Annotated in this window: 19 protein-coding genes; 9 read left to right on the plus strand and 10 right to left on the minus strand. The window is 66.5% G+C overall.

The annotated features are described in order from the left end of the window. Positions 1-125: 125 nt before the first annotated feature. From B3H47_RS11285 to B3H47_RS11295, 3 genes are all read right to left on the minus strand, one after another. Positions 126-917: a 3-hydroxybutyrate dehydrogenase gene (locus B3H47_RS11285; protein WP_414718241.1), complete on the minus strand. Its 792-nt coding sequence runs from the start codon at positions 915-917 to the stop codon at positions 126-128. 150 nt (positions 918-1,067) lie between these two features. After that, positions 1,068-2,438: an ATP-binding protein gene (locus tag B3H47_RS11290; protein ID WP_276727869.1), complete on the minus strand. Its 1,371-nt coding sequence runs from the start codon at positions 2,436-2,438 to the stop codon at positions 1,068-1,070. Continuing rightward, positions 2,435-3,211 carry a response regulator gene (locus B3H47_RS11295; protein ID WP_414718242.1) on the minus strand — a complete coding sequence of 259 codons (777 nt, stop codon included), beginning with the start codon at positions 3,209-3,211 and terminating at the stop codon, positions 2,435-2,437. The genes B3H47_RS11290 and B3H47_RS11295 overlap by 4 nt, the downstream gene beginning before the upstream one ends. 96 nt (positions 3,212-3,307) lie before the next feature. Between B3H47_RS11295 and B3H47_RS11300 the strand changes: the two genes are divergently transcribed. The 4 genes from B3H47_RS11300 (at position 3,308) to B3H47_RS11315 (ending at position 7,473) form a co-directional block, all read left to right on the plus strand. Then, positions 3,308-4,537 carry an MFS transporter gene (locus B3H47_RS11300; protein WP_286987063.1) on the plus strand — a complete coding sequence of 410 codons (1,230 nt, stop codon included), beginning with the start codon at positions 3,308-3,310 and terminating at the stop codon, positions 4,535-4,537. Beyond that, a complete protein-coding gene (locus tag B3H47_RS11305; RefSeq protein WP_286987064.1) occupies positions 4,534-5,514 on the plus strand; it encodes a quinone oxidoreductase family protein in 981 nt (326 codons plus the stop codon). Before B3H47_RS11300 ends, B3H47_RS11305 begins: the two co-directional genes overlap by 4 nt. Positions 5,515-5,596: 82 nt before the next feature. Further along, positions 5,597-6,913 carry an ATP-binding protein gene (locus tag B3H47_RS11310; protein ID WP_286987065.1) on the plus strand — a complete coding sequence of 439 codons (1,317 nt, stop codon included), beginning with the start codon at positions 5,597-5,599 and terminating at the stop codon, positions 6,911-6,913. After that, positions 6,910-7,473 (plus strand): response regulator transcription factor, encoded by a 564-nt coding sequence (locus tag B3H47_RS11315; protein ID WP_041608351.1) that lies wholly within the window; start codon positions 6,910-6,912, stop codon positions 7,471-7,473. The genes B3H47_RS11310 and B3H47_RS11315 overlap by 4 nt, the downstream gene beginning before the upstream one ends. A 21-nt stretch (positions 7,474-7,494) precedes the next feature. Here B3H47_RS11315 and egtD read toward each other — a convergent pair whose 3' ends face one another. The 6 genes from egtD to B3H47_RS11345 form a co-directional block, all read right to left on the minus strand. Next, entirely contained in the window at positions 7,495-8,472 is a 978-nt protein-coding gene (egtD, locus tag B3H47_RS11320) for an L-histidine N(alpha)-methyltransferase (RefSeq protein ID WP_286987066.1), read from the minus strand. Between the two features lie 179 nt (positions 8,473-8,651). After that, on the minus strand, positions 8,652-9,962 hold the full coding sequence (egtB, locus tag B3H47_RS11325) for an ergothioneine biosynthesis protein EgtB (RefSeq protein ID WP_286987067.1): 1,311 nt from the start codon (positions 9,960-9,962) through the stop codon (positions 8,652-8,654). Between the two features lie 97 nt (positions 9,963-10,059). Continuing rightward, positions 10,060-10,911: a fumarylacetoacetate hydrolase family protein gene (locus B3H47_RS11330; protein WP_276706226.1), complete on the minus strand. Its 852-nt coding sequence runs from the start codon at positions 10,909-10,911 to the stop codon at positions 10,060-10,062. An 11-nt stretch (positions 10,912-10,922) separates the two neighbouring features. Beyond that, positions 10,923-11,615 (minus strand): glutathione S-transferase N-terminal domain-containing protein, encoded by a 693-nt coding sequence (locus B3H47_RS11335; protein ID WP_276706312.1) that lies wholly within the window; start codon positions 11,613-11,615, stop codon positions 10,923-10,925. Between the two features lie 80 nt (positions 11,616-11,695). Further along, entirely contained in the window at positions 11,696-12,913 is a 1,218-nt protein-coding gene (locus B3H47_RS11340) for an acyl-CoA dehydrogenase family protein (protein WP_286987068.1), read from the minus strand. A gap of 18 nt (positions 12,914-12,931) precedes the next feature. Then, the gene (locus B3H47_RS11345; RefSeq protein WP_276706223.1) at positions 12,932-13,594 is read right to left on the minus strand and encodes an enoyl-CoA hydratase-related protein; all 663 of its coding nucleotides are present in this window, start codon (positions 13,592-13,594) and stop codon (positions 12,932-12,934) included. A 291-nt stretch (positions 13,595-13,885) separates the two neighbouring features. Between B3H47_RS11345 and B3H47_RS11350 the strand changes: the two genes are divergently transcribed. Beyond that, on the plus strand, positions 13,886-15,841 hold the full coding sequence (locus B3H47_RS11350; protein ID WP_276706221.1) for a hypothetical protein: 1,956 nt from the start codon (positions 13,886-13,888) through the stop codon (positions 15,839-15,841). Between the two features lie 24 nt (positions 15,842-15,865). Here the strand turns inward: B3H47_RS11350 and B3H47_RS11355 are convergent, their stop codons facing one another. After that, a complete protein-coding gene (locus tag B3H47_RS11355) occupies positions 15,866-17,332 on the minus strand; it encodes a DEAD/DEAH box helicase (protein ID WP_276706220.1) in 1,467 nt (488 codons plus the stop codon). Between the two features lie 290 nt (positions 17,333-17,622). Here B3H47_RS11355 and B3H47_RS11360 point away from each other — a divergent pair, with 290 nt between their 5' ends. The 4 genes from B3H47_RS11360 to B3H47_RS11375 all read left to right on the plus strand — a co-directional run bounded on the left by B3H47_RS11360 (position 17,623) and on the right by B3H47_RS11375 (position 24,556). Further along, positions 17,623-18,600: a DnaJ C-terminal domain-containing protein gene (locus B3H47_RS11360; protein WP_286987069.1), complete on the plus strand. Its 978-nt coding sequence runs from the start codon at positions 17,623-17,625 to the stop codon at positions 18,598-18,600. After that, positions 18,597-18,917 (plus strand): chaperone modulator CbpM, encoded by a 321-nt coding sequence (locus B3H47_RS11365; RefSeq protein WP_013104944.1) that lies wholly within the window; start codon positions 18,597-18,599, stop codon positions 18,915-18,917. Before B3H47_RS11360 ends, B3H47_RS11365 begins: the two co-directional genes overlap by 4 nt. Next, positions 18,917-19,654, plus strand: a complete 738-nt coding sequence (locus tag B3H47_RS11370) for a hypothetical protein (RefSeq protein ID WP_276710454.1) — start codon at positions 18,917-18,919, stop codon at positions 19,652-19,654. The genes B3H47_RS11365 and B3H47_RS11370 overlap by 1 nt, the downstream gene beginning before the upstream one ends. Positions 19,655-19,804: 150 nt before the next feature. Further along, positions 19,805-24,556 (plus strand): glutamate synthase-related protein, encoded by a 4,752-nt coding sequence (locus B3H47_RS11375; protein WP_276710457.1) that lies wholly within the window; start codon positions 19,805-19,807, stop codon positions 24,554-24,556. Positions 24,557-24,591 lie beyond the last annotated feature (35 nt).

Raw genomic sequence — 24,591 nt, forward strand, 5'->3', positions numbered from 1 at the left:
CGTCTCCCCCCAGGGGGCGAAGAAACTCTTGGGGCGGCCCGGCGAGTTTCTTCTTCAGGCGAGGAGGCAGTCTTTGTGCGCTGCGTGAGACGGGTCGTCGTGGCGGTCGTCATGACTTGCGCCTTTTAGTTCATGCACCAGCCGTGGCTGGCGACGATGGACTGGCCGGTGAGTGCGGCCGTGGGGAAGGCGGCCAGGAACAGCGCGAGATTGGCGATGTCGGCGGTGGTGGTGAACTCGCCATCCACCGTGTCTTTGAGCATCACGTTCTTGATCACCTCCTCCTCGCTGATGTGCAGTTCTTTGGCCTGCTCGGGAATCTGCTTTTCCACCAGCGGGGTACGCACAAAGCCCGGGCAGATGACGTGCGAGCGCACGCCCTTGGGCCCGCCTTCCTTGGCCAGCACCCGCGCCAGCCCCAGCAGGCCGTGCTTGGCGGTGACGTAGGCGCTCTTGAGCTTGCTGGCCTCGTGCGAATGCACCGAGCCCATGTAAATCACCACGCCGCCTTTCTTGGCATACATGCCCGGCAGCACCGCCTTGGTGGTGAGAAAGGCGCCGTCGAGGTGAATGGCGAGCAGCTTTTTCCAGTCGGCGAAGGCGAAGTCTTCGATGGGATTGACGATCTGGATGCCGGCGTTGGACACCAGAATGTCCACCGGGCCGAAGGCCTTGGCGACCGCCGCGCAGCCGGCGTTCACTTGCGCTTCGTCGGTCACGTTCATCGCCACGCCCATGGCTTTGCCGCCAGCCTTGTTGATGGCTTCGGCGGTGGCGTTGGCGGCGTCGAGGTTCAGGTCGGCAATGGCGACTTTGGCGCCCGCCTTGGCATAGGTTTCGGCAATCTCCTTGCCGATGCCGCTGGCGGCTCCGGTGATGATGGCGGTTTTGTCCTTGAGGCTGAGTTGCATGGTCATGGGGGTCTCCTGAGTGGAAAGTAGCTAGGCAAGCGGGTCAGCGAGCCGATTGAAACGCAATTGCTGCAACGCGGCAAGCGCGGCGGCGTCTTGTTTAAAGACTCGGTGATGGGCCTTAACCTGGACTGAAGCCCGCCAAGCGACGTTTTTTCAGCGCGGGAGCGTGTGCCCTGCGGACGCAAAAATTACCCGCACCCGCAGCCCGCCCAGTGGGGAGGTGTCGAGTTCGATGCGGGCGTCGCAGCGTTCGGCCACGCTGCGCACGATGGCTAAACCCAGGCCGCTGCCGCCGGGCGGGGCGTTTTCGCGGCGATAGAAACGGTCGAACACGCGATCACGGTCTTCGGGCGGAATGCCGGGGCCGGAGTCGTCCACTTCGAGCACGGCCATGCGTCGGGGTGCCGCTGTGCCGTCGGTTGCTTGCGCGGCGGGTGGCGCGGGCTGCATTTCGCAGCGCACCCGCACGTCCACCCGGCCGCCTGTGGGGGTGTAGCGCAGGGCGTTGTCCACCAGGTTGCGCACCAGAATGCGCAGGCCGCTGGCCGGGGCGAGCACGGTGCAGTCTTCGGCGTCTTCCATCCCGGCGTCCACGCCGCGGGTCTGGGCGAGTTCGGCGGTGTCGGACAGGGCCAGGCGCGCGGTGTCGAGCAGGCTCACAGCGGTGAGCGCCTCTTCAGCGCCCGACTCGTTGCGCGCCAGCAGCAGCAGTTGTTCGACCAGATGGCTGGCGCGGTCGATGCCGCTTTCCAACCGGGCCAGCGCCACGCCGCGCTGGGCGTCGTCGTGCGCGCGGCCGAGCATTTGCACCTGCACCTTGAGCGCGGCCAGCGGCGAGCGCAGTTCATGCGCGGCGTCGGCCACAAACATGCGCTGGGTATCGAAGGCCTGCCGGGTGCGCGAGAACAGGCCGTTCATCGCGCGCACCACGGGCTGCATTTCGCTGATCACGGGGTGCGGGTCGAGCGGGTCGAAGCTGGTGGCGGCGCGGTTCTCCAGCTCGCGCGACAGATCGCTCAGCGGCCGCAGCGAGCGTCGCACCACCCACGCAACGGCCAGCAGCAGCAGCGGCGCGATGACGGCCATCGGCCAGATGGAACGCAGCGCGAAGCCCAGCGCCAACGCCTGCCGCGTGGCGGTGCTCTGGCCGACCTGAATGGTGCGCCCCCCGGCCTGCATGGAATAGACGCGCCACTGCTCGCCGCCAACCTGCACATTGGTGTAGCCCAGCACGGCCTGGCTGGGCAGCTCGCTGCGTGGGCGCGAGACGTAAATGCGTTTGCCATCGGGCGCCCAGACCTGAACGACATAGTCCACATCGTTGCCCGCGCTGACATTGGGGCCGAAACCGGGCAGGCCCATATCGCCGCTGGCGAGGCTGAGCGCGAGTTGCTGCAGGTGATAGTCGAACACCGCGTCGGCCTCGTTCATGGCGTTGCGGAACACGGCCACCGCCTGCACCAGCGCCGCCAGGGTGACGGCCACTGAGAGCAGCAGCAGCAGGCGGGCGCGCAGGGATTTCAATCGCCGCCCCCATCGCCGCCGCCGTCGCCGCCATCTCCGCCATCGCCAACGCTATCGGCTTCTGGCGTGTGGCGGCCGTCACCGCCGCCATCACGGCTCGGGCTTGCAGGCGCGGGCTCCTTGGCGATCATGTAGCCCATACCGCGGATGTTGCGGATGAGGTCTGCGCCGAGCTTTTTGCGCAGGCTGTGAACGTACACCTCCACCGCGTTGCTCGAAATTTCGTCCTTCCAGCTATAGAGTTTTTCTTCGAGCTGGGCGCGCGACAGAATCATGCCGGGGCGGGCGATCAGCGCTTCGAGCACGGCCCACTCGCGCTGCGACAGCGCCACCGGCTCGCCGTCGAGCAGGGCTTCGTGGGTGGCCGGGTTCAGGCTGATGCGGCCGTAGCTGAACACCGGCTCGGCCCGCCCCGCCGCCCGGCGCAGCAGCGCGCGGATGCGGGCGGAGAGTTCGTCGAGGTCGTAGGGCTTGAGCACATAGTCGTCGGCTCCGGCGTCGAGCCCGGCGATGCGCGCCGAGACGGCGTCGCGCGCGGTGGCGATGAGCACCGGCGTGGTTTCGCGCCGGGTGCGCAGCGCCTTGAGTACGGCGATGCCGTCCATCTTGGGCAGGCCCAGATCGAGCAGCACCAGGTCGTACTGCTCGGTGCGCAGCGCCGAGTCGGCCACGGCGCCGTCGCGCACCCAGTCCACCGCGTAGCCCTCGCCGCGCAAGGCGTCGAGCACGCTTTCGCCGATCATCACATCATCTTCAACCAGGAGCAGGCGCATGGGGCTGGATTGCAAATGGATACAGACCGGACTTTAGCGGCAGGCGCTTAGACTGCGCTTAACGCCCGGCACAGGGCCACTCACCACAAATTCCGCATGCAACTCCCTTCTGATCCAACAAGCAGCCGCTTGCCCCGCACCGTGTGGATGCTGGGTTTGGTCAGCCTGTTCATGGACATGTCGTCCGAACTCATCCACGCCCTGCTACCGGTTTACATGACCACGGTGCTGGGGCTGAGCGTGCTCAGTGTCGGGGTGGTCGAGGGCATTGCCGAGGCCACGGCGTCGATGCTCAAGGTGGTGTCTGGGGTGTGGTCGGACAAGATCGGTTCGCGCAAATGGCTGGCGGTGGCGGGCTATGGCCTGTCGGCGCTGACCAAGCCGCTGTTTCCGCTGGCTTCGGGCGCGGGCGAGGTGATCGCGGCGCGCTTCATCGACCGCATCGGCAAGGGCATCCGAGGTGCGCCGCGCGACGCGCTGGTGGCCGACGCCACGCCGCCCGCGCTGCGCAATGCCGCCTACGGCCTGCGGCAAAGTCTCGATACCGTGGGCGCGGTGCTCGGGCCGCTGGCGGCCATCGGCCTGCTGGCGGTGTATGCCGACAACCTGAGGCTGGTGCTGTGGTTCGGGGTGATTCCGGCAGTCATCGCGGTGGCGATTCTGGCTTTTGGCGTGCGTGAACCGCGCCGGGTTCAGGCTGGCGTGGCGGCGGCCAAGGCGCGCAAGAAGGGCATGGACTGGCGCGCAGCGCGCGAGTTGCCGCCGGCATTCTGGCAGGTCGTCAGCCTGGCCGCGCTGTTCACCCTGGCGCGGCTGACCGAGGCGTTTCTGGTGCTGCGCGGCGACCAGATCGGCGTGTCGGTGGTGTGGATCGCGCTGGTCACGCTGGTGCTGTCGCTGGCCTACGCGCTTTCGGCTTACCCGGTGGGTCTGCTGGCGGCGCGCTGGGGGCGCAAGCGGCTGTTCGGCCTGGGGCTGGCGGTGCTGGCGGCTGCCATGTTGTTGCTCGGCGGCGTGCTGCCGCTGGGAATGCCCGGGTTCTGGCTGGGGGTTGCGCTGTGGGGGCTGCACATGGGGCTCACGCAGGGATTACTCTCCGCAGCCGTGGCCGAGGCCGCGCCGCCGCAGTTGCGCGGCACCGCGTTCGGCTTGTATCACCTGACCATTGGGCTGATGCAATTGCTCGCGGCCATCGGCGCGGGCTGGCTGTGGCAGACCATCGGCGCGGCGGCCCTGTTCACCTTGGCCGCGGCATTGGCCTTGCTGTGCCTGCCCGCACTGTGGCTGTGGCTGCACGAACAACCCACGACAAAGGAAGAGACATGACGACAACCCACGCGATCCGGTTTGATCAACACGGCGGCCCCGAAGTGCTGCAATGGCGCGAGCAAGAACTGGCCGATCCCGGCCCCGGCCAGGTGCGGGTGCGCCAGGAAGCCATCGGGCTGAATTTCATCGACGTGTATCACCGTACCGGCCTGTACCCACAGCCGCTGCCGGGCAGTCTGGGCGGCGAGGCCGCCGGGGTGATCGAGGCGGTGGGGCCGGGGGTGGAGGGCTTTGCGGTGGGCGACCGCGTGGGCTACTGCACCGGCGCGCCCGGCGCGTATGCGCAGCGCCGGGTGGTGCCGGTGGCGCCGCTGATCAAACTGCCCGACGACATCGCTTTCGAGGTGGCTGCGGCCAGCCTGCTCAAAGGCCTGACGGCGTATTACCTGCTGCATCGCACCCGCGCGCTCAAGGCCGGGGATGTGGCGCTGTTTCACGCCGCCGCCGGCGGGGTGGGGCTGATTGCCGGGCAGATGGCACGGGCGCTGGGCGCTACGCTTATCGGCACGGCGGGCTCAGTGGCGAAATGCGCGCTGGCGCTGGAAAACGGCTACGCCCACGCCATCGACTATGTGCAGGACGATTTCGTCGCCCGGGTCAAAGACCTCACCGCCGGTCGCGGCGTGCCGGTGGTGTATGACTCGATTGGCCGCGACACCTGGGAGCGTTCGCTCGCCTGCCTGCAGCCCTTCGGCCTGATGGTGAGTTTCGGCAATGCTTCGGGAGCCGTGCCGCCGATCAAGCTCACCGACCTGGCGGCAGCCGGTTCGCTCTATGTCACCCGCCCCACGCTGGGCACGCATATGGCCGATCCGGTGGTGAAGCAGCAAATGGCCGATGCGCTGTTCGCCCTGATTCGCAGCGGACAGGTGAAGATTCACATCAACCAGCGCTACCCGCTGGCCGAGGCGGCGCAGGCGCATCGCGACCTCGAAGCCCGCAAGACCATCGGCTCGACGGTGCTGCTGCCGTAACAGGCGCGGGTTCTCCCTGCGGCAGTGCGTCGCAGGGAGAACCGCGTACTGGCGTGCCGCAAGGGCTTCCTAAAATGGCTGCATGCCGCTGTCCTCCCGTATTCCGCGTTTGCCCCTTGCCGATCAGGGAGCGCAAGCTTCTTTGTCGGCTTCGCCACATCTGCCTGCTGTCACCCTGACCCGACTGCTCGCGGCGCGCGTGGCCATGCTGCTGGCCGAGTTGGCGGTGCTGCCCTGGGCGCATCACTTCCTCGACATCACCTGGCCGGTCTACAAAGTGCTGGGGCTGATCGGCCTTCAGGCGGCCCTCGGCGTCTTGCTGTGGTGGCAGATTCGCAGCCGCCGCGGCTTGGGCGCCTTCGGCGGTTTCGTCCACCTGCTGGCCGATGCCCTCATTCTTGCCCTGCTGGTGTATTGGAGCGGCGGCGAGGTCAACCCCATCATCTCCCTGCTGCTGATACCGCTCGTCCTGAGTGCGGTGGCTCTGCCCTGGTTCTATGTCTGGGCCATGACGGCGGTGGTCATCACGCTTTACTCGTTGGTGTCATTCTTCCCCACCCCGTTGACCGAGGCCTGCGGGGTCGCGACCGGCATGCTCGGCGAGCATCTGACGGGCATGTGGGGCAACTTTCTCATCACGGCGCTGCTGGTGGCGGCGGTGGTGGCGCGTCTGGCTTCAGCCTTGCGCGAGCGCGAAATCGAACTGGCCCGCAGCCGTGAAGTCGGTCTGCGCGACCAGCATCTGTTCGCGCTGGGCATGCAGGCCGCCGCCGCCGCGCATGAACTCGCTACGCCCGTGTCCACCCTGGCGATGACGGTGGACGATTTGCAGGCCGACTACGCGGGCGACGATGAACTCGGGCCCCAACTGCAGCGCATGCAGGCGCAGGTGGCGCAGATCCGCACCGTGCTTGGTCACATCACCGCGGCAGCCGGCGCCGCTCGCAGCCGCAGCGACCAGACCGAAACGCTGGCGCACTGGCTGGAGCAAACGCTGGAGCACTGGCACCTCATGCGACCGCAGTCGCAGGCGGGGCTCGCACTGCGCAGCGCAGGTTCGCCCCCGGTACTGCGGGTGGATGCGGGTCTGAACGCCGCACTGGTGAGTCTGCTCAACAACGCCGCCGACGCCAGCCCCGACGCGGTGGAAGTCGAGGCCGACTGGGACGCGACCAGTCTGCGCGTGCATGTGCTCGACCGCGGCCCCGGTCTGTCGGATGATCGGCTGGCGCGGGCAGGCTACGATTTCGTCAGCACCAAGGGCGAGACGCGCGGCCTCGGGCTGGCCTTGGCCCGCGCCGGGATCGAGCGCCTCGGTGGCACGCTCACCGTGGCACGACGCGCGGGCGGCGGGCTGAGCGCCACGCTGCAATGGCCGCGCCTCGATCCAACTCAATGAATGGCAAATCGATGAATCTGTTGCTGGTCGAAGATGACGCCGCGCTGGCTGCCGCCACGCGCAATTCCATGGAACGGCGCGGTATTTCCGTGTGGCATGCCGATTCGGCGCCCGCCGCGCGCGCGCTCATCGGTACGGCGGCGTTCGACGCTGCGGTGCTCGATCTGCGCCTGCCTGGCGATAGCGGTCTGACGCTGATTGCGCCGCTGCGCGAGGCCTATCCCGACCTGCGCATCCTGCTGCTGACCGGCTATGCCAGCATCGCCACCGCGGTCGATGCCATCAAGCTCGGCGCGACCAACTATCTGCCCAAGCCGGCGACGGTGAGCGACATCCTCGCCGCGCTGGAACAAGACGAACCCGAGGCCGACCGGGCCGTGGCCGCCCAGCCGCTGCCGGTCGATCGGCTGGAATGGGAGCACATCCAGAAAGTGCTGGCCGAGCACGACGGCAATATCTCCGCCACCGCCCGCGCGCTGCAGATGCACCGCCGCACCCTGCAGCGCAAGCTGCTCAAGCATCCGGTGCGCGAAGCGCCGACCGACGCAGAGCCGCGCTGACGCGGTGGGCGGCCAACCGCCTCACCGCTGCAGCCAGTGCAGCGCAACATCGGTATCGGCGGCGAGCCAGTGTTTCTGCGGCGTCCACCCCGCCGAGTGCGCCAGGCGCTGAAACATCGCCAGCGGGTATTTGTAGGAATTTTCGGTGTGCAGAGTCTCGCCTTCTGCAAAGGTGAAGCTCTGCCCGAGCAGGCGCACGGTCTGCGGCCGGGGGCTGAGCAGATGCATCTCGATGCGGCCGTGCGCGGGGTCGAAGCGGGCCACATGCCGGAACGCCTGCGCATTGAAATCGGCGCCGAGTTCGCGGTTGATGCGGGTGAGCAGATTGCGGTTGAACGCCGCCGTTACGCCGCGGGCGTCGTCATACGCGGGAATGAGTTTGGCCTTGTCCTGCGTGCCGTCCACGCCGACGAGCAAATGCGCGCCGGGGCCGAGAAATTGCGCCGCGCCATGCAGAAAGCGCACCGCCTGCTCCGGGGTGAAGTTGCCGATGGTCGAGCCGGGAAAAAAGCCGATGCGGGGCTGCTGCCGCACGTCGGCCTCCAGCGCGGCGGGCCAGTGCAGCGGGGCGGTGAAATCGGCTTCCAGCGCGTGCACATCCAGCTGGGGAAAACGCAGTTGCAGCCCGCGCACCGACTGGCGCAGAAAGTCGCCGCTGATGTCGATGGCGGTGTAGCTCGCGGGGGCGTTCAGGGCGCCCAGCAGCAAGGGGGTTTTACGGCTGGAGCCACTGCCGAATTCGATCACGGCTGCGCCAGCGGGTAGTTGGGCAAACTCGTCGTGCAGGTTGCGCAGCAGCGCGGTTTCGCTGCGGGTGAGGTAGTACTCGTTCAGCTCGGTGATCTGCTCGAACAGCTCCGAGCCGCGGTGGTCGTAGAACCAGGTGGAGGGAATGCGTTTGGGATGCGCGCTCAGGCCTTCGAGCACTTGCGTGGAGAACTCGGGGTTGAGGTCGGGCAAGTCGGGCGGGTGCAGGACGGTGGCGGTCTGCGAGGTCATCGGCGATCCTTTCTGTACCAGAGGGTGTGAATGAATCCGGCGTGGCCGAGCAGCGCGTCCAAACGCCTCCGGTCAAGGCGCAAAGCACAGCCGTGCCCGTCGGCACGGCGCGCATTTGCAACGCCGAGCGGGGGTGTTTGGGCGCGAGGAGCGGGCATGGCGGATTCGTTCACACCCTCTCAGGCCCGCGCCAGCCGCAGACCGGTGAATTGCCAGCGCTGGTGGGGATAAAAAAAGTTGCGATAGCTCGGGCGGATATGGCCGGGCGGCGTGGCGCAGGAGCCGCCGCGCAGCACCATCTGACCGCTCATGAATTTGCCGTTGTATTCGCCCACGGCGCCGGGCGCCGGGTGAAAGCCGGGGTAGGGCAGGTAGGCGCTAGCCGTCCATTCCCACACGCCGCCCCAGAGGGTCTGCAGGCCGTCGATGGCCGCGTCATCAGCGGGCAGGGGAAACCGCCACGGGTGATCGGCGAATTGCGCGGGCGTCGCGGCCGACAGGGGCTGGCGGCGCGCGGCGGCCTCCCACTCGAACTCGGTCGGCAAACGTGCACCGGCCCAGCGGGCGTAGGCATCGGCTTCGTAAAAACTGAGGTGAGTCACGGGCGCCTGCGGCAGTAGGGGCTGCAGGCCGTGCAGGGTCATGGTCTGGGTGTGAAAGCCATCGCCGTGCGCCTGCCAGTAGGCGGGCGCGCGAATGTTCTGCTCCTGCACCCAGCGCCAGCCGTCGGCCAGCCAGAGAGCGGGTGTGGCGTAGCCGTCGTCGGCGATGAAGTCGAGCCAGTCGGCGTTGCACACGGGGCGGTGCGCCAGGGCGTAGTCGTCCAGCCAGACGCGGTGGCGCGGGCCTTCGTTGTCGAAGGCGAAGCGTTCGTCGGCATGGCCGATGTCGGTCAGACCGCCGGAAAAACTCACCCAGCGCACCGGCGGCGGGTTCTGCGCTGCAGGCATGGGGCCGGCAGCGACTCGATACGCGGGGTGCAGCGGGTTTTGCGCAAACAGATGCAGCAGATCGGTGAGCAGCAGTTCCTGATGCTGCTGCTCGTGGTGCAGCCCAAGTTCGAGCAAAGAGGCCGGGGCGGCCTCGCGCGTCAGACGTTGCAGCGCCGCATCGACATGGGCGCGGAAGGCCAGAATCTGTTCGAGCGGCGGTCGGGTGAGCAGGCCGCGCTGCGGGCGCGGGTGGCGCGGGCCGACGGTGTCGTAATACGAGTTGAAGAGATAACGGAAGGCCGGATCGAACACGCGGTAACCCGGCAGATGCGGCGCGAGGATGAACTCCTCGAAAAACCAGGTGGTGTGCGCCAGATGCCATTTGGCCGGACTGGCGTCGGGCATGGACTGCACGGTGCAGTCGGCATCGCTCAGCCCCTGCACCAGCGCCACGCTGCGCGCGCGGGTGTGCAGCACCGCTTGCAAAAGATGGTCATGCGGGTGTTCATGCGAATGGTCATGCGCGTGCAGCGGCAAGGCCAGATCGAGTGTCGGCATGGCAACGCCCTCCAGGGTGAAGCTCAAGAATAGCCGCAGGGGATGAACTTCGCCGCGCAGGTCTCTGCGCAGGTCACCACGCGGGCTGCGGCGCCGATCACAGCGGACGCTGTGGAGCGGGGCGGATCTCCTGCCGCTGCGTGCCGAGTTGTGGGCTGCCGAGCGTGACCACATCGCCGGGCTGCAGATAACGCGGGGGCTTGCGGCCCATGCCCACGCCGGGCGGCGTGCCGGTGGCGATGAGGTCGCCGGGCAGCAGGGTCATGTAGCGGCTGAGATAGGCGACGAGGTAGGCCACGCCGAAAATCATGTCGCGCGTATTGCCGGTCTGCATGCGCTCACCGTTCACGTCGAGCCAGAGGTCGATGTTCTGCGGGTCGGCGATCTCGTCGCGGCTGACCAGCCAGGGGCCGATCGGGCCGAAGGTGTCGCAGCCTTTGCCCAGATTCCACTGGCTGCCCTGTTCTAGCTGATAGGCGCGCTCGGACACGTCGTTGACCAGGCAATACCCGGCCACGTGTTTGAGCGCATCGGCCTCGCGCACAAAGCGCGTCTCGCGCCCGATGACCACGCCGAGTTCGACTTCCCAATCGAGCTTGTGCGCGCCGGGCGGGCGCAGCACCGCATCGTTCGGGCCGCTGATGCAGGTCGTCCACTTGTTAAACACAATGGGCGAGGTCGGGATGGCCATGCGCGCCTCGTTGGCATGGTCGCGGTAGTTCAGGCCGATGGCGACGAACTTGCTGATGCCGACGAAGGGCACGCCCAGCCGAGGCTTGCCGCCCACCAGCGGCAGACTTTCAGCGTCGATGCCGCGCAGCGCCTGAGGTCGGCCGAAGACGTCGGCGTCGATCTCGTCGACGATGCCGCCGAGGCTGCGCAGGCGGCCCTGCGCGTCGATCAGGCCGGGCTGCTCTTGGCCGTTGCGGCCGTAGCGGACGAACTTCATGACGAGCTCCTTCAGCGGCGCTGGTATTGGGTGCTGCCGAATAACTGTTCGCGTGCGGTGGCGTCCATTTCGGCCGGGCGCACGTCGGTCAGCACTTGCACCCCGCGCTGCACCGCGGGCCGCGCGGCGATGGCGTCGAACCAGCGCTTGGCATGCGCAAACTCGGCCCAGTCTATGCCCTGATTGGCGGCGCTGCGACACCACGGAAAGACGGCGATGTCGGCGATGGTGTAGTCGTCACCGGCCAGATAAGGCTGCGACGCCAGCCGCCGGTCGAGCACGCCGTAGAGCCGGTGCGCCTCGTTGGTATAGCGGGCGATGGCGTAGTCGATTTTCTCGGGGGCGTACTGGCGGAAGTGGTGCGCCTGGCCGAGCATGGGGCCGATACTGCCCATCTGCCACATCAACCATTCGAGCGTGGCGATGCGCGCCCGCGGCCCTGTGCCCAGAAAGCGGCCGGTCTTCTCGGCCAGATAGAGGAGGATGGCGCCCGACTCGAACACGCTGATGGGCTGGCCATCCGGGCCGTCGCTATCGATCAGGGCGGGAATCTTGTTGTTCGGGCTGATGGCGAGAAAGTCGGGCGCGAACTGTTCGCCGCGGCCGATGTTCACGCCGTGCACCCGGTAGGGCAGGCCGAGTTCTTCGAGCAGGATGTGGATTTTGTGGCCGTTGGGGGTGGCCCAGGAGTAGAGGTCGATCATGGCGGGAGGCGCCGTCTGTGCGGCGAGGTGAACGGTGCGCCTCATTGTGCGACGTTTGCCGCCTTGCTGCAGGCGCTCGTTCAGCGCAGCAGTTCGCCCTGGGCGATCTGGGCGTGGAGCACCTCGATGGGCGGGGTGAGTTGTTGCATCAGCCGCAATTGCGCAGACAGACCGGCCAGGGGCAGGCTGTCGTCGAGCGCATCGGCCTCGTGCGCGAGGATGCTCCATTGCACCGCATCCACCGCCAGCGGCAGGGCCAGGCTTTGCAGCATGGCGAGTTCCTGCGGGGGCAGGTGGCTGTCGTTCTGGTCCATCTGCCAGGCGCTGCGCCGCGCCAGCATGCGGGTGGTGTCCAGCCCGGTGCGGGTGCGGGCGATGCGCTGCTGCCAGACCGGGTGATGCACCGCGAGCTGTTCGCCGATGCGCCGGGTTTGCATCCGCGCGATCAGCAGATCGAGGGCGCGCTCCGCAGCGCCCAGACACCACAGCGCATCGTGCAGGCCGACGATGCGCTGGCGGGCTTGCAAAATCTCCAGGCCCTGTCCCGGCTGGCCCAACACATGATGGATGGGCACGCGCGCATTTTCGAAAGACACTTCGGCCAAGGCCTTCTGCGCCGTACCCCAGCCCTGCAACTGCCGACCGAGCTGCACGCCATCGGTCTTGAGCGGCACGAGCAGCACGCTGAACTGGCGATGCAGGGCCGCCTGCGCATCGGTGCGGCACAGCACCAGCAGGCTGGCGGTGCGCGGGTCCAGCAGGCCTTGCACCCAGGTTTTTTGACCGCTCAGGCGCCAGGAATTGCCGTCTTGCGTGGCGTGGCACTGCAGCGAGTCCGGGTTGTGCAGCTCGGCGTCGGGCTCGGCGGCGGCCCAGGCGCTGCGGGTCTCGGCGCGCAGCAGCGGGTCGAGCCAGGCATCTTTCAGCGCTTCGCTGCCGTAGCTGTCGAGCAACTGCATGTTTCCCGCGTCCGGCTGGGCGCTGTTGAACACCTCGGCTGCCCAGGGGATGTGGCCCATGGCTTCGATCATCGGCGCGTATTCCCAATGGCTCAACCCCTGGCTGGCGCGGGGGGAGATGGGCAGAAACAGATTCCACAGCCCCGCCAGTTGGGCCTTCTGGCGGAGGGGGGCGAGTAGCTGGCCGACGGCGTCCTGCGGCCCGGTCGCGCTCAGGCGCAGGGCGGCGTTGATGGCGCCTTCCTGCGGCAGCACCACGGTGTGCATAAAGCGGTGCAGCCGGGTTTGCAGGGTGCTGACGCGCGGCGAAGGCGCGGTTTCGACCGATCTGGGCGGCATGGGAGCGTTCACACCCTCTCAGTCGCGCGGCGGCAGGATCTGGCTGGCCAGATGAACATGCAGGGCGCTGGCGTAGCCCTGCGCATTGGGCAGGACTTTGCGCGGTCTGCCCGAAGCGCCGGGGATGGCGTCGACCAGTTGCAGCGCGGTCTGCAGCGCATCGGCGGGCCGACACAGGCGGTTGACCACGCCGAGCTGATGCAGCCGGGCAGCGCCGAGCCCCAGACCGGGCAGCGCGGCCTCGTTGCACGCGGGCCGCGGCAGCAGTTGGGCGGCCAGCCATTGCGCGCCGCCCACGTCGCTCTCGGGCAGCAGGGGGTCGATCAACTGGAACTGGGCGTTGTCGGCCGCGACGAGCAGATCGCAGGCCAGCGCCAGCGCGGCTCCGGCGCCACGCGCCTGGCCTTCGACCGCGGCGACCACCAGCGGTTCGCAATCGCGCAGGGCGAGGATGCAATCGTGCAAGGCGTCAAGTGCGCTGGTGTCGTGCAGGCCGCTGCAGAAGTGATGTTCGCTTCCGGTGAGCAACACGGCGCGGATCTCGCCATCACGTTGCGCCGTGGTGAGCGCCTCCAGCGCGGCCGAGCAGAGCGCGGCGCTCAGGGCGTTGCGGCTTTCGGGGTGGTGCAGGCGCAGCACGAGGCTGTCGCCCTGTCGTTCGGCTCGGAGTTCGGCGCTCATGCAAAGAGGGTGGGGCCAGAGGTGCAAGCATCATATTCAGCTCGCCATGCGCGGCCGGGGACTGTGGGGTGTTTCCCACAGAAAATCAGGCGATTGTTAATTTTTTCACACCCTTTTCATCCGGATTTTGTTGGCGCCAATTGGAATGAAAGCTGCGTGATACATTGCTTTCAAATTATTCGACACATTTTGATGTCGACCCTTATTTGCGCTGCAATGCCCTCAGTTTTTCGCCGTTTCGCCTCTTTTTTCACGACTTGCAATGGCCTGCTCTTGTGCTTGCGGCCCTGGATGGTTGCGGTCGGGCTCGCGGCGCAGTTCGTGACTCCAGCGCAGGCGCTGATGATCGGCGCCCCGCAAACGCGCGCCGAACTCGGCCGTACCCTGCAGATGACGATTCCGGTGCACCTCGATGCGCAGGAGTCCTTGCCGCTGTCATGCGTGCAGGCCCAGGCGCAATCGGGCGAGTTTGGCGGCGGGGTGGGGGCGCTGGCGATCACTTCCAAGCCGTCGGCTGACGGTCTGACTTTGTTACTGCGCAGCCAGCAAGCGCTGCGCGAGCCGATTCTGATCGTGCGTCTGCACCTGGCCTGCCAGTACCAACGCACTCAGGTCTATACCTTGCTGGTCGATCCGCCAGCGCCCGAATTGCCGATGGTTGCAGGCAGTGCGGTTGGCAATCGTTCTGCGGGGCAGGCGCCGTCCAGCAAGGTCGCGGCGCCAGCGCAAACGCCGGGGTCACGTCAGTCGCCGTCTGAGGCGCCAGTCGTGAAAAAGACCGCATCGAAAGCTGAACGCCCGAAGGCGCCCGTGTCAGCGCGGCAAGAGCTTGCGCGCCACGAAGGGCATGAACCCGCTAAAGCGAAGGCGCGCAGGACCGAGGTCATCAAGGCGCCGCTCGCGCCGGTTCATGCAGGCAACCGGCTCGAACTCGATGATTTCAACGCGGCCGACTTCGCTGCTGTGCCGCAACTGCGTCTGGCGACCGCGCTGCCCGCGACCGTGCCCGCCCTCAGCGCCGAGCAGCGCAGCCAGCTCAATCAACTGCGCCAGCTCATCATGGACGCGACCGCTGCCCCGGGCGAGGCCCAGCCGACCCTGCAGCAGATCAACGCTCTGCAGGACCGGGCGAACGTGCTGCAGCGGCAGTTCGAGCAAGCCTCACAGCAGTTGCAGCAGTCGCAAGCCGAATTGGGGCAGATGCGCTCGCAGCGCTATTCCGCCAGCTTGGTGTACGCCCTGGTCGCGGCGCTGATCGCGCTCGCGTTGCTGAGTTTTTGGCTATGGCGTCGCGGCGCCGATCCGGGTCTGTCGCGCAGCCCCTTCGAGTCAGCTTCCGTGGGCCACCGGGTTGCGGCGGAACCCGAGCGGGCCGCCTCTGCTCAGGCGCCCACCGTGGCCATGACCTCGATGTCGGTGCAGGCCAGCACCATCGCGCCGGCCGTGCTGCCTTTTGGACTGGCCCCGCTGGTGGACGGCCGACCTTTGCAGCCCGAAATCGACGCGCCCTCTCTCCAATCCGCCAAGGCGGGTCAATGGGGAGACTCGGGAGACTCCGGAATCGACTGGGATTCGCGCTTCATGCAGCCCATGAGCCAGGACAAGCAGGTGCATGTCGATGAGATGATGGACGCCGGGCATCTGGCCGAATACTTCATCGAAACCGGCGACGAAGACCGCGCCATGGCCCTGCTCGAAGAATCGCTCGACGACAGTGCCAGCGACAGCTTCGCGCTGCCCTATCTGCTGCTGTTCGATCTGTACCGCAAGCATGGGCGCAAGGCCGAGTTCGAGTCGCTCTACAGCCGCTTTCAGCGTCGTTTCAACGTGGCTGTGCCGCCTTGGGGGGCGGATGCCGATGCCTTGCGGAAATCGCAGGGCCGCGATCTGATGGATTACGACCGTGCGATGAAACTCATCACCATGACCTGGGGCGAACCGCAGATCGTGAACGTGCTCGAGCGCATGTTGCTCGACGACCCGCACCAACACCGCATGGGTTTCGAGCTGGCGGCCTACCGTGATCTGCTGATGCTGTACGCAGTCGCGCGTGACCGCTTTCCTGAAGGCATGCCCGCCGCCGAGGTGGAGCATGTGGAACTGGCGACTCTCTCAGAACCGCCACATCTCGATCTGGACTTCGAGTTGCCGCTGGAGCCGCAGACTTCAAAGGCTGAGCCTGCCGAACCCGACTCGTCGCAATTCAAGCTTCTTCCCCGCGAGGGCGGCGAGCAGAAAGAGGCTTGACCTTCTTCGCTTAGCCGAATCGGCTTATTTCGGATCGCTTCCGCCCAGCAGGGCGGCGATTTTGCGTCGCGGGCGGATGTTCGAAGACGTCGAGCGCACGCCGCTTGCGGATGAGGCCGATGCGGCCTCCCAAACCGGCTGGGCATTCGGGTCGGCTTCGTAGGGTTTGTCGAACCACGGATCCTGCCGCGAGGATCGTGAGACGCGTGCAGTCACCGGCGCCGAGGCGCCGGTGTCGCTCGGCAGTGCACGAGGCGCACGCGCGATGCGATGTTCCCGCGTCTCGTCCGCATCGCGGCGCGGCCGAGGCGCGCGCTCAAGCGATACGGTCTGTTTTTCAAACTGACGCTTGATCAGCTTCTCAATATCGGCCAGAGAGCGCGCGTCGCGCGCCGTTGCCAGGGTAATGGCCAGGCCGGAGGCGCCGGCGCGACCCGTGCGGCCGATGCGGTGCACATAGTCTTCGGCGCTGAAGGGCACGTCGTAATTCACCACACCGGGTAGTTCGGCAATGTCGAGTCCGCGCGCGGCCACGTCGGTGGCGACCAGCGCCTGAATCTCCCCGCGCTTGAAGGCCTCCAGCGTGGTGAGGCGTTCGGCCTGCGATTTATCGCCGTGCATGGCCGCGGCCTTGATGCCGTCGCGCTCCAGCAAGCGGGTCAGGCGGCCGGCGCCGAGGCGGCTGTTGACGAACACGATGACCTGCGGCAGCGGGTTGTCGCGCAGCAGTTGCACCAGGGTGGCGCGCTTGTCGTCCTCTTCCACCTGATAGACGCGCTGCTCCACATTGGTCGCGGTGGCGTTGGGACGGGCCACCTCCACCAGCAGCGGGTTCTGCAGATAACTCTGAGCCAGTCGCTTGATCTCTGCGGAGAACGTGGCCGAGAACAGCAGGGTGGTGCGCTGCTTGGGCAAAAAGCCGAGGATGCGCTGCAGGTCGGGCAGGAAGCCGATGTCGAGCATGCGGTCAGCCTCGTCGAGCACCACGAATTGCACCTGGCCCAGGTTGACGGTCTTGGCTTCGAGGTGGTCGAGCAGGCGCCCGGGGGTGGCCACCAGCAGATCGACCCCGGTGCGCAGCTCGGCCTTCTGCGGCGCCATGTCCATGCCGCCGAACACGCAGGCGCAACGCAGCGGCGTGTGCTTGGCATAGGCCTTGAGATTGGTGTAGACCTGATCGGCCAGCTCGCGCGTGGGCGCCAGCATCAGCGCGCGCACCGGGTGGCGCGCCGGCGACACGCTGGTCGACGCCAGCGGCAGGAGCTGCTGCAGGATGGGCAGGGAGAACGCGGCGGTCTTGCCGGTGCCGGTCTGCGCGGCGCCCATGATGTCGCGCCCATCCAGCAACAGCGGAATGGCCTTGGCCTGGATGGGTGTGAGTTTTTCGTAGCCCATATCGCTGACGGCTCGCAGAATGCGCGCGTCGAGCGCCAGGTCGGAAAAGCGTTCAGGCTGAGGAGTGTCTTCGGTCGGGGTTGTCGTGGTGTTCATCCGTGCGGTGTGTGATGGCGGCGATGGAAAATTGAGCAGCCGGACATCAGTTGAAACCGGCTCGGGCGTTGACGGCGTCAACGGGCGGGCACCCTGACCCGCGCAGAGTTCCGCCTGGGGATTTGCAGGACAAAGCCTGCCGCAGCGGATTCACTCTCCTCCATTCTAGGCGAGCAAGACGGTCGTGGTTGCGGGGCGCCGATGCGGTGGAAAATAGCGCTCAGCGTTTTGCAAATTCAGATTCCGTCCCCACTTCATCACCAGATTCATTTTCCGCACAGGAACGCACGATGGACTACAAGGATTACTACAAGGTCATGGGCGTAGAGCGCAGCGCGACGCAAGACGAAATCAAGCGCGCCTACCGCAAGCTCGCCCGAAAATACCACCCGGACGTGAACAAGGAAGCCGGTTCCGAGGCCAAGTTCAAGGAATTGGGTGAGGCCTACGAGGTGCTCAAAGACCCGGAAAAGCGCGCGGCCTACGATCAGCTCGGCAGCAACTGGCGCGCCGGTCAAGACTTTCAGCCGCCGCCGGACTGGGGCGCGGGCTTCGAGCAGCGCGGCGGTATGCCGGGCGATGAGGCCGATTTCAGCGACTTTTTCGAGGCCCTGTTTGCGCGCAGCGCTGGCGGCGCGCGGCGCGCGGGGGCGGGCCAGGGCGGGCCGGGAGCCCAAGGCATGCATCTGCGCGGGCAAGATCACCATGCGCAAATCCTCATCGATCTGGAAGACGCCTACCGGGGCGCGACCCGAACGCTCAACCTTCGCATGCCCGAAGTCGATGCGCAGGGCCATGTGGTGACGCGCGAGCGCACTCTGCAGGTGCAGATTCCCAAAGGGGTGCGCGCCGGGCAGCACATCCGTCTGGCGGGCCAGGGCGCGCCGGGTCTGGGTGAGGGTGGCGCGGGCGATCTTTATCTGGAAATCGGCTTCAACCCCCACGGGCTTTACCGCGTGGAAGGGCGCGACGTGTTCATCGACCTGCCGCTGGCGCCGTGGGAAGCGGCGCTGGGCGCTGAAGTCAATGTGCCCACGCCCGACGGCAAGGTCGCGCTCAAAATTCCCCCGGCCACCGGCAGCGGGCGTCGCTTGCGGCTCAAGGGCCGCGGCATCCCCGGGGCTACGCCGGGTGATCTGTATGTGGTCGCGCAAGTGGCGCTGCCCCCGGCGGATACCGAGGCCGCACGCTCGGCTTACCGTCGTCTGCAGGAAGATTTCTCCTCGTTCAACCCGCGCGCCGCGCTGTACCAAGGAGCTCAATCATGAACGCCCCCTCGAACGCGAATGCCGCGCCCTTGGTCGGCGTGGTGCTGGAAGAACAGATCGACATCACGGTCGACCAGGTCTGTGCCCTTTGCCGGGTGGAGCGTACGCAGATCGTGCATCTGGTCGAAGAGGGCGTGATCGACCCGATGCAGCCCGCAAGCGCCGTGGCGCAATGGCGCTTCAGTGGCGAGGCGCTGGCACGGGCTCGCCGCGCGGTGCGGCTGCAGCGCGAGCTGGAACTCAATCCCGCCGCCGCTGCGCTGGTGCTCGATTTGCTCGACGAAATCGCTGCCTTGCGCGAGGCGCTGCGCCGCTGATGGCGCGGCAAGCCCGTTTTTGCCGCCCCGGACGGGCGCATCTGGTGCGATTGCAGGCCGCGCGTGGCGCTTCGCCGGTGGCGACGCCCGGTCTGCGCGATCAGTTTGTGTTGTGGATGGCGCAGGGGCTGAGTCTGGCTTCGGTGCGGCTGCATGGCTATGCCGTGTTGCCCGAAGCGGTGCTGTTGCTCCTCACGCCACAGAGCGCTGCCGACCTTTCGCGCTATGTCCAGGGTCTGGCGCGGCGTGCGAGTCGCGCGCGGGCCACGGCGTCGGCGGAGTCGGCTGGGGCGTCGCCGCCCATTCAGCGCGCACCGGCCTGGGCAGGACGGTTTCAGAGCGCGCTAGTGCAGCCCGGCGATTGGGAGCTGACCGCGATGGTGTGGATCGACCGCGCGGCAGACCGCGCCGACTTGGCCGGTGCCGCCGCCTGGCCCTGGAGCAGCCAGGCGGCGCATTGCGGCGAAGTGCCCTCAGGTGGTGCACGACCTCCGCTGCTTTCGGCGCCAGACGCTTACTGGCAACTGGGCAACACGCCCTTTGCCCGCGAGGCGGCCTACTGCGAGCGGTTGGCGCACGGCGTCGAGCCGCCGCAATGCCAGGCGCTGGAGGCCGCGTTGCGCAGCGGCCTCGCAGTGGGTGATGCGGCGTTTCTGACGGAGTTGGAGTCTGAGAGCGGGCGACGGTTGGCTCCTGCCCGGCGGGGGCGCCCGCGCATGAAAGTTGCTCGTGATTAGCCCGCCTCAGTGAGAATAATCTGTCCCTTTTTAATTTTGTCGATTTCAAGTTCTACTATTTAATAGGGACAGAATAGTGAATTTTTGTTGCGTCGCGTGCTGCGATGCAGTAAATTCGCACACTCTTGTTGACTCACTGCGGAGCCTGCCATGTCCACGCCCCTAAATTCCGCCCCTGGCGCCGAAATCGCCGCCCTGTCCCGCGACGGGCTTTATTGCCCGCAAAACGAGCACGACGCTTGCGGCGTGGGTTTCGTGGCGCACATCAAAGGGGTGAAGTCCCACGACATCGTGCAAAACGGTCTGCTCATTCTCAAGAACCTCGACCATCGCGGCGCGGTGGGGGCCGACAAGCTCATGGGCGACGGCGCGGGCATCCTGATACAGCTTCCAGACGCTTTTTTCCGCGAAGAAATGGCGGCGCAGGGCGTGGAACTGCCGCCGCCGGGCGAGTATGGCGTGGGCATGATCTTCCTGCCGCGCGAGCAGGCTTCGCGTCTGGCCTGCGAGCAGGAAATCGAGCGCGCCATCCGTGCCGAAGGCCAGGTACTGCTCGGCTGGCGTGATGTGGCCGTCGATGCCGAAATGCCGATGTCTCCCACGGTGCGGGCCAAGGAGCCGGTGATCCGCCAGGTGTTCATCGGCCGCGGCCCGGATGTGATGGTGACCGACGCGCTGGAGCGCAAGCTGTTCGTCATCCGCAAGACCGCCAGCCACGCCATCCAGAAGCTCGATCTGCGTCACGGCAAAGAGTATTTCGTGCCGTCGATGTCGGCGCGCACCATTGTGTACAAGGGCCTGCTGCTGGCCGATCAGGTGGGCGAGTATTACAAAGACCTCAAAGACCCGCGCGTGGTGTCGGCGCTGGCGCTGGTGCACCAGCGGTTTTCCACCAACACCTTCCCCGAGTGGCCGCTGGCGCACCCCTACCGGCTGGTGGCGCACAACGGCGAGATCAACACCGTCAAGGGCAACTACAACTGGATGCGCGCGCGCGAAGGCGCCGTGTCTTCGCCGGTGCTCGGCGCCGATCTGCAAAAGCTCTGGCCGCTGATCTACCCCGGCCAGAGCGATACCGCGAGCTTCGACAACTGTCTGGAACTGCTGCTGATGGCGGGCTACCCGCTGTCGCACGCCATGATGATGATGATTCCCGAGGCGTGGGAGCAGCACACCCTGATGGACCCGCGCCGCCGCGCCTTCTACGAGTATCACGCCGCGATGATGGAGCCGTGGGACGGCCCCGCCGCGATCGCCTTTACCGATGGACGCCAGATCGGCGCCACGCTCGACCGCAACGGCCTGCGCCCGGCGCGTTACATCGTGACCGACGACGATCTGGTCATCATGGCGTCCGAGTCGGGCGTGCTGCCCATTTCCGAGAGCCATATCGTCAAGAAGTGGCGTCTGCAGCCGGGCAAGATGTTCCTCATCGACATGGAGGCCGGCCGCATCATCGACGACAAGGAAATCAAGAGCCAGCTCGCCAGTGCGCGTCCCTACGGTCAGTGGATCGAAAACCTGCGCATCCGCATTGACGACCTCGATCATCTGGGCCACGCCGAGCCCTCGCCCATTCCCCTGCTCGACCGCCAGCAGGCTTTCGGCTACACCCAGGAAGACCTCAAGTTCCTGATGGCGCCGATGGCCGAAAAGGGCGACGAGGCGGTGGGTTCGATGGGCAACGACGCCGCGCTGGCGGTGCTGTCCAACCGCGCCAAGCCGCTTTACAACTACTTCAAGCAGCTATTCGCGCAGGTAACCAATCCGCCGATCGACTCGATCCGCGAGAACATGGTGATGTCGCTGGTGTCTTTCATCGGCCCGCGGCCCAATCTACTCGACATCAATCAGGTCAATCCGCCCATGCGGCTGGAAGTCAGCCAGCCCGTGCTCGACTACGACGACATGGCGCGGCTGCGCTCCATCGCCCAGCACACCGGCGGCAAGTTCCGCAGTTTCGAGCTCGACATCTGCTATCCGGTGGCTTGGGGGCATGAAGGCATCGAGGCGCGCATTGCGTCCATTTGCGCCGAAGCGGTGGATGCGCTCAAGAGCGGTCACAACATTCTCATCATCACCGACCGCCACATGAGCGCGCAGCAGGTGGCCATTCCCGCGCTGCTTGCCTTGAGCGCGGTGCATCAGCACCTCACCGCCCACGGCCTGCGCACCCAGACCGGGCTGGTGGTGGAAACCGGCAGCGCGCGCGAAACGCATCATTTCGCCGTGCTCGCGGGCTATGGCGCCGAAGCGGTGCACCCATATCTGGCGCTCGACACCATTGCGGCAATGGCCAAAGACCTGCCGGGCGATCTCAGCGCCGAGAAGGCCATCGCCAACTACGTCAAGGCCATCGGCAAGGGCCTGCAGAAGGTGATGTCCAAAATGGGCATTTCCACCTATATGAGCTACTGCGGCGCGCAGATCTTCGAGGCCGTGGGCCTGTCGCGCGCGCTGGTGGACAAATACTTCACCGGCACTTCCACGCAGGTCGAAGGCATCGGCGTGTTCGAGGTGGGCGAAGAAGCGCTGCGCATGCACCGCGAAGCCTTCGGCGATTCGCCCGTGCTCGCCAATATGCTCGATGCTGGCGGCGAGTACGCCTGGCGCACCCGCGGCGAAGAACATATGTGGACGCCCGACGCCATCGCCAAGCTGCAGCATTCCACCCGCGCCGGCAACTACAACACCTACAAGGAATACGCGCAGATCATCAACGACCAGTCGCGTCGCATGCTCACCCTGCGCGGCCTGTTCGAGTTCAAGATCGACCCCAGCAAGGCCATTGCCATCGATGAGGTGGAACCGGCCGCTGAGATCGTCAAGCGCTTTGCCACCGGCGCCATGTCGCTGGGCTCCATTTCCACGGAAGCGCACTCGACCCTGGCGGTGGCGATGAACCGCATCGGCGGCAAGAGCAATACCGGCGAGGGCGGCGAAGACCCGCTGCGCTACCGGCCTGAAATGCGCACGGGTTCAAGCGGCATCCGGGACGGCGACACCCTCGGCAGCGTGCTCGGCGCCGAGCGCGTCGTCAGCGATATTCCGCTGAAAAAAGGCGATTCGCTGCGTTCCAAGATCAAGCAGGTCGCCTCGGGGCGCTTCGGCGTCACCGCCGAATACCTGGCCAGCGCCGACCAGATTCAGATCAAGATGGCGCAGGGTGCCAAGCCCGGCGAGGGCGGGCAGTTGCCCGGCGGCAAGGTGTCCGAGTACATCGGCATGCTGCGCTACTCGGTGCCGGGCGTGGGCCTTATTTCGCCGCCGCCGCACCACGACATTTATTCCATCGAAGATCTGGCCCAGCTCATCCACGATCTGAAAAACGCCAATTCCCGCGCGTCCATCAGCGTCAAGCTGGTGGCCGAAAGCGGCGTGGGCACGGTGGCCGCCGGGGTGGCCAAGGCCAAGGCCGATCATGTGGTCATCGCCGGGCATGACGGCGGCACGGGCGCCTCGCCGCTGTCCTCCATCAAGCATGCCGGGTCTTCGTGGGAAATCGGCCTGGCCGAAACCCAGCAGACCCTGGTGCTCAACCGCTTGCGCAGCCGCATCCGCGTGCAGGTGGACGGCCAGATCAAGACCGGCCGCGACGTGGTCATCGGCGCGCTGCTGGGCGCCGACGAATTCGGCTTCGCCACCGCGCCGCTGGTGGTCGAGGGCTGCATCATGATGCGCAAATGCCACCTCAACACCTGCCCGGTGGGCGTGGCCACGCAAGACCCGGCGTTGCGCAAAAAGTTTTCCGGCAAACCCGAGCATGTGGTGAATTTCTTCTTCTTCATCGCCGAGGAAGTGCGCGCCATCATGGCCCAGCTCGGCGTGCGCAAATTCGACGATCTGGTCGGACGCACCGAGCTGCTCGACGCGCGCAAGGGCGTCGAGCACTGGAAGGCGCGCGGGCTCGATTTCAGCCGCGTGTTCCATCAGCCCGATGTGCCGGCCGACGTGCCGCGCCGTCAGACCGAAGAGCAGGATCATGGCCTGGCCAAGGCGCTCGATCATGTGCTGATTGAACGCGCCCGTCCCGCGCTCGAACGCGGCGAGAAAGTGCAGTTCATCCAGAACGCGCGCAACGTCAACCGCACCGTGGGCGCCATGCTTTCCGGCGAAGTCGCGCGGCGCTATGGCCATGACGGCCTGCCCGACGACACCATCCACATCCAGATGGAAGGCACGGGCGGCCAGAGCTTCGGCGCTTTCCTCGCCCGCGGCATCACGCTCTACCTCATCGGTGAAGCCAACGACTACACCGGCAAGGGGCTGTCGGGCGGCCGCGTGGTGGTGCGCCCCAGCCTCGATTTCCGTGGCGACGCGCCGAGCAACATCATCGTCGGCAACACCGTGCTCTACGGCGCGATCGAAGGCGAAGCCTTTTTCCGCGGGGTGGCGGGCGAGCGCTTCGCGGTGCGCAATTCCGGCGCGACCACCGTGGTCGAAGGCACGGGCGACCACGGCTGCGAATACATGACCGGCGGCACGGTGCTGGTGCTGGGCGAAACCGGCCGCAACTTCGCTGCCGGCATGAGCGGCGGCATGGCTTACGTCTACGACGTGGACGGCCAGTTCGCCAAGCGCTGCAATACCTCCATGGTGGCGCTCGACAAGGTGCTTGCGGCTGCCGAGCAGAAAGCGCAGCAGGCCGAAGCGCTATGGCACCGCGGCCAGACCGACGAAGCCCAGTTGCGGAAGCTGCTGCAAGACCATCTGCGCTGGACCGGCTCGCAGCGCGCGCGTGAATTGCTCGACACCTGGGAAGAGGCGCGCGGCCGCTTTGTCAAAGTATTCCCGCACGAGTACAAGCGGGCGCTGGGTGAAATGGCTGCCAAGCGCGAGGCGCAGGCCGCCACGGATAAAGCCAAAGCGCCCGTCGGCCACGCCAGCGTGCCCGCCAAATAACTGAAGTGCATCGTTCAAGCACCACGAACAAGGAT

Source organism: Thiomonas sp. UBA7699 (genome assembly GCF_002482605.1).
In the GTDB taxonomy this organism is placed as follows: Bacteria; Pseudomonadota; Gammaproteobacteria; order Burkholderiales; family Burkholderiaceae_C; genus Thiomonas; species Thiomonas arsenitoxydans.

Coding starts and splice junctions, on each gene's coding strand:
- B3H47_RS11285 (WP_414718241.1), bottom strand. CDS start 917: ATGACCATGCAACTCAGCCTCAAGGACAAAACCGCCATCATCACCGGA.
- B3H47_RS11295 (WP_414718242.1), bottom strand. CDS start 3,211: ATGCGCCTGCTCCTGGTTGAAGATGATGTGATGATCGGCGAAAGCGTG.
- B3H47_RS11300 (WP_286987063.1), top strand. CDS start 3,308: ATGCAACTCCCTTCTGATCCAACAAGCAGCCGCTTGCCCCGCACCGTG.
- B3H47_RS11305 (WP_286987064.1), top strand. CDS start 4,534: ATGACGACAACCCACGCGATCCGGTTTGATCAACACGGCGGCCCCGAA.
- B3H47_RS11310 (WP_286987065.1), top strand. CDS start 5,597: ATGCCGCTGTCCTCCCGTATTCCGCGTTTGCCCCTTGCCGATCAGGGA.
- B3H47_RS11315 (WP_041608351.1), top strand. CDS start 6,910: ATGAATGGCAAATCGATGAATCTGTTGCTGGTCGAAGATGACGCCGCG.
- egtD (WP_286987066.1), bottom strand. CDS start 8,472: ATGACCTCGCAGACCGCCACCGTCCTGCACCCGCCCGACTTGCCCGAC.
- egtB (WP_286987067.1), bottom strand. CDS start 9,962: ATGCCGACACTCGATCTGGCCTTGCCGCTGCACGCGCATGACCATTCG.
- B3H47_RS11330 (WP_276706226.1), bottom strand. CDS start 10,911: ATGAAGTTCGTCCGCTACGGCCGCAACGGCCAAGAGCAGCCCGGCCTG.
- B3H47_RS11335 (WP_276706312.1), bottom strand. CDS start 11,615: ATGATCGACCTCTACTCCTGGGCCACCCCCAACGGCCACAAAATCCAC.
- B3H47_RS11340 (WP_286987068.1), bottom strand. CDS start 12,913: ATGCCGCCCAGATCGGTCGAAACCGCGCCTTCGCCGCGCGTCAGCACC.
- B3H47_RS11345 (WP_276706223.1), bottom strand. CDS start 13,594: ATGAGCGCCGAACTCCGAGCCGAACGACAGGGCGACAGCCTCGTGCTG.
- B3H47_RS11350 (WP_276706221.1), top strand. CDS start 13,886: ATGGTTGCGGTCGGGCTCGCGGCGCAGTTCGTGACTCCAGCGCAGGCG.
- B3H47_RS11355 (WP_276706220.1), bottom strand. CDS start 17,332: ATGAACACCACGACAACCCCGACCGAAGACACTCCTCAGCCTGAACGC.
- B3H47_RS11360 (WP_286987069.1), top strand. CDS start 17,623: ATGGACTACAAGGATTACTACAAGGTCATGGGCGTAGAGCGCAGCGCG.
- B3H47_RS11365 (WP_013104944.1), top strand. CDS start 18,597: ATGAACGCCCCCTCGAACGCGAATGCCGCGCCCTTGGTCGGCGTGGTG.
- B3H47_RS11370 (WP_276710454.1), top strand. CDS start 18,917: ATGGCGCGGCAAGCCCGTTTTTGCCGCCCCGGACGGGCGCATCTGGTG.
- B3H47_RS11375 (WP_276710457.1), top strand. CDS start 19,805: ATGTCCACGCCCCTAAATTCCGCCCCTGGCGCCGAAATCGCCGCCCTG.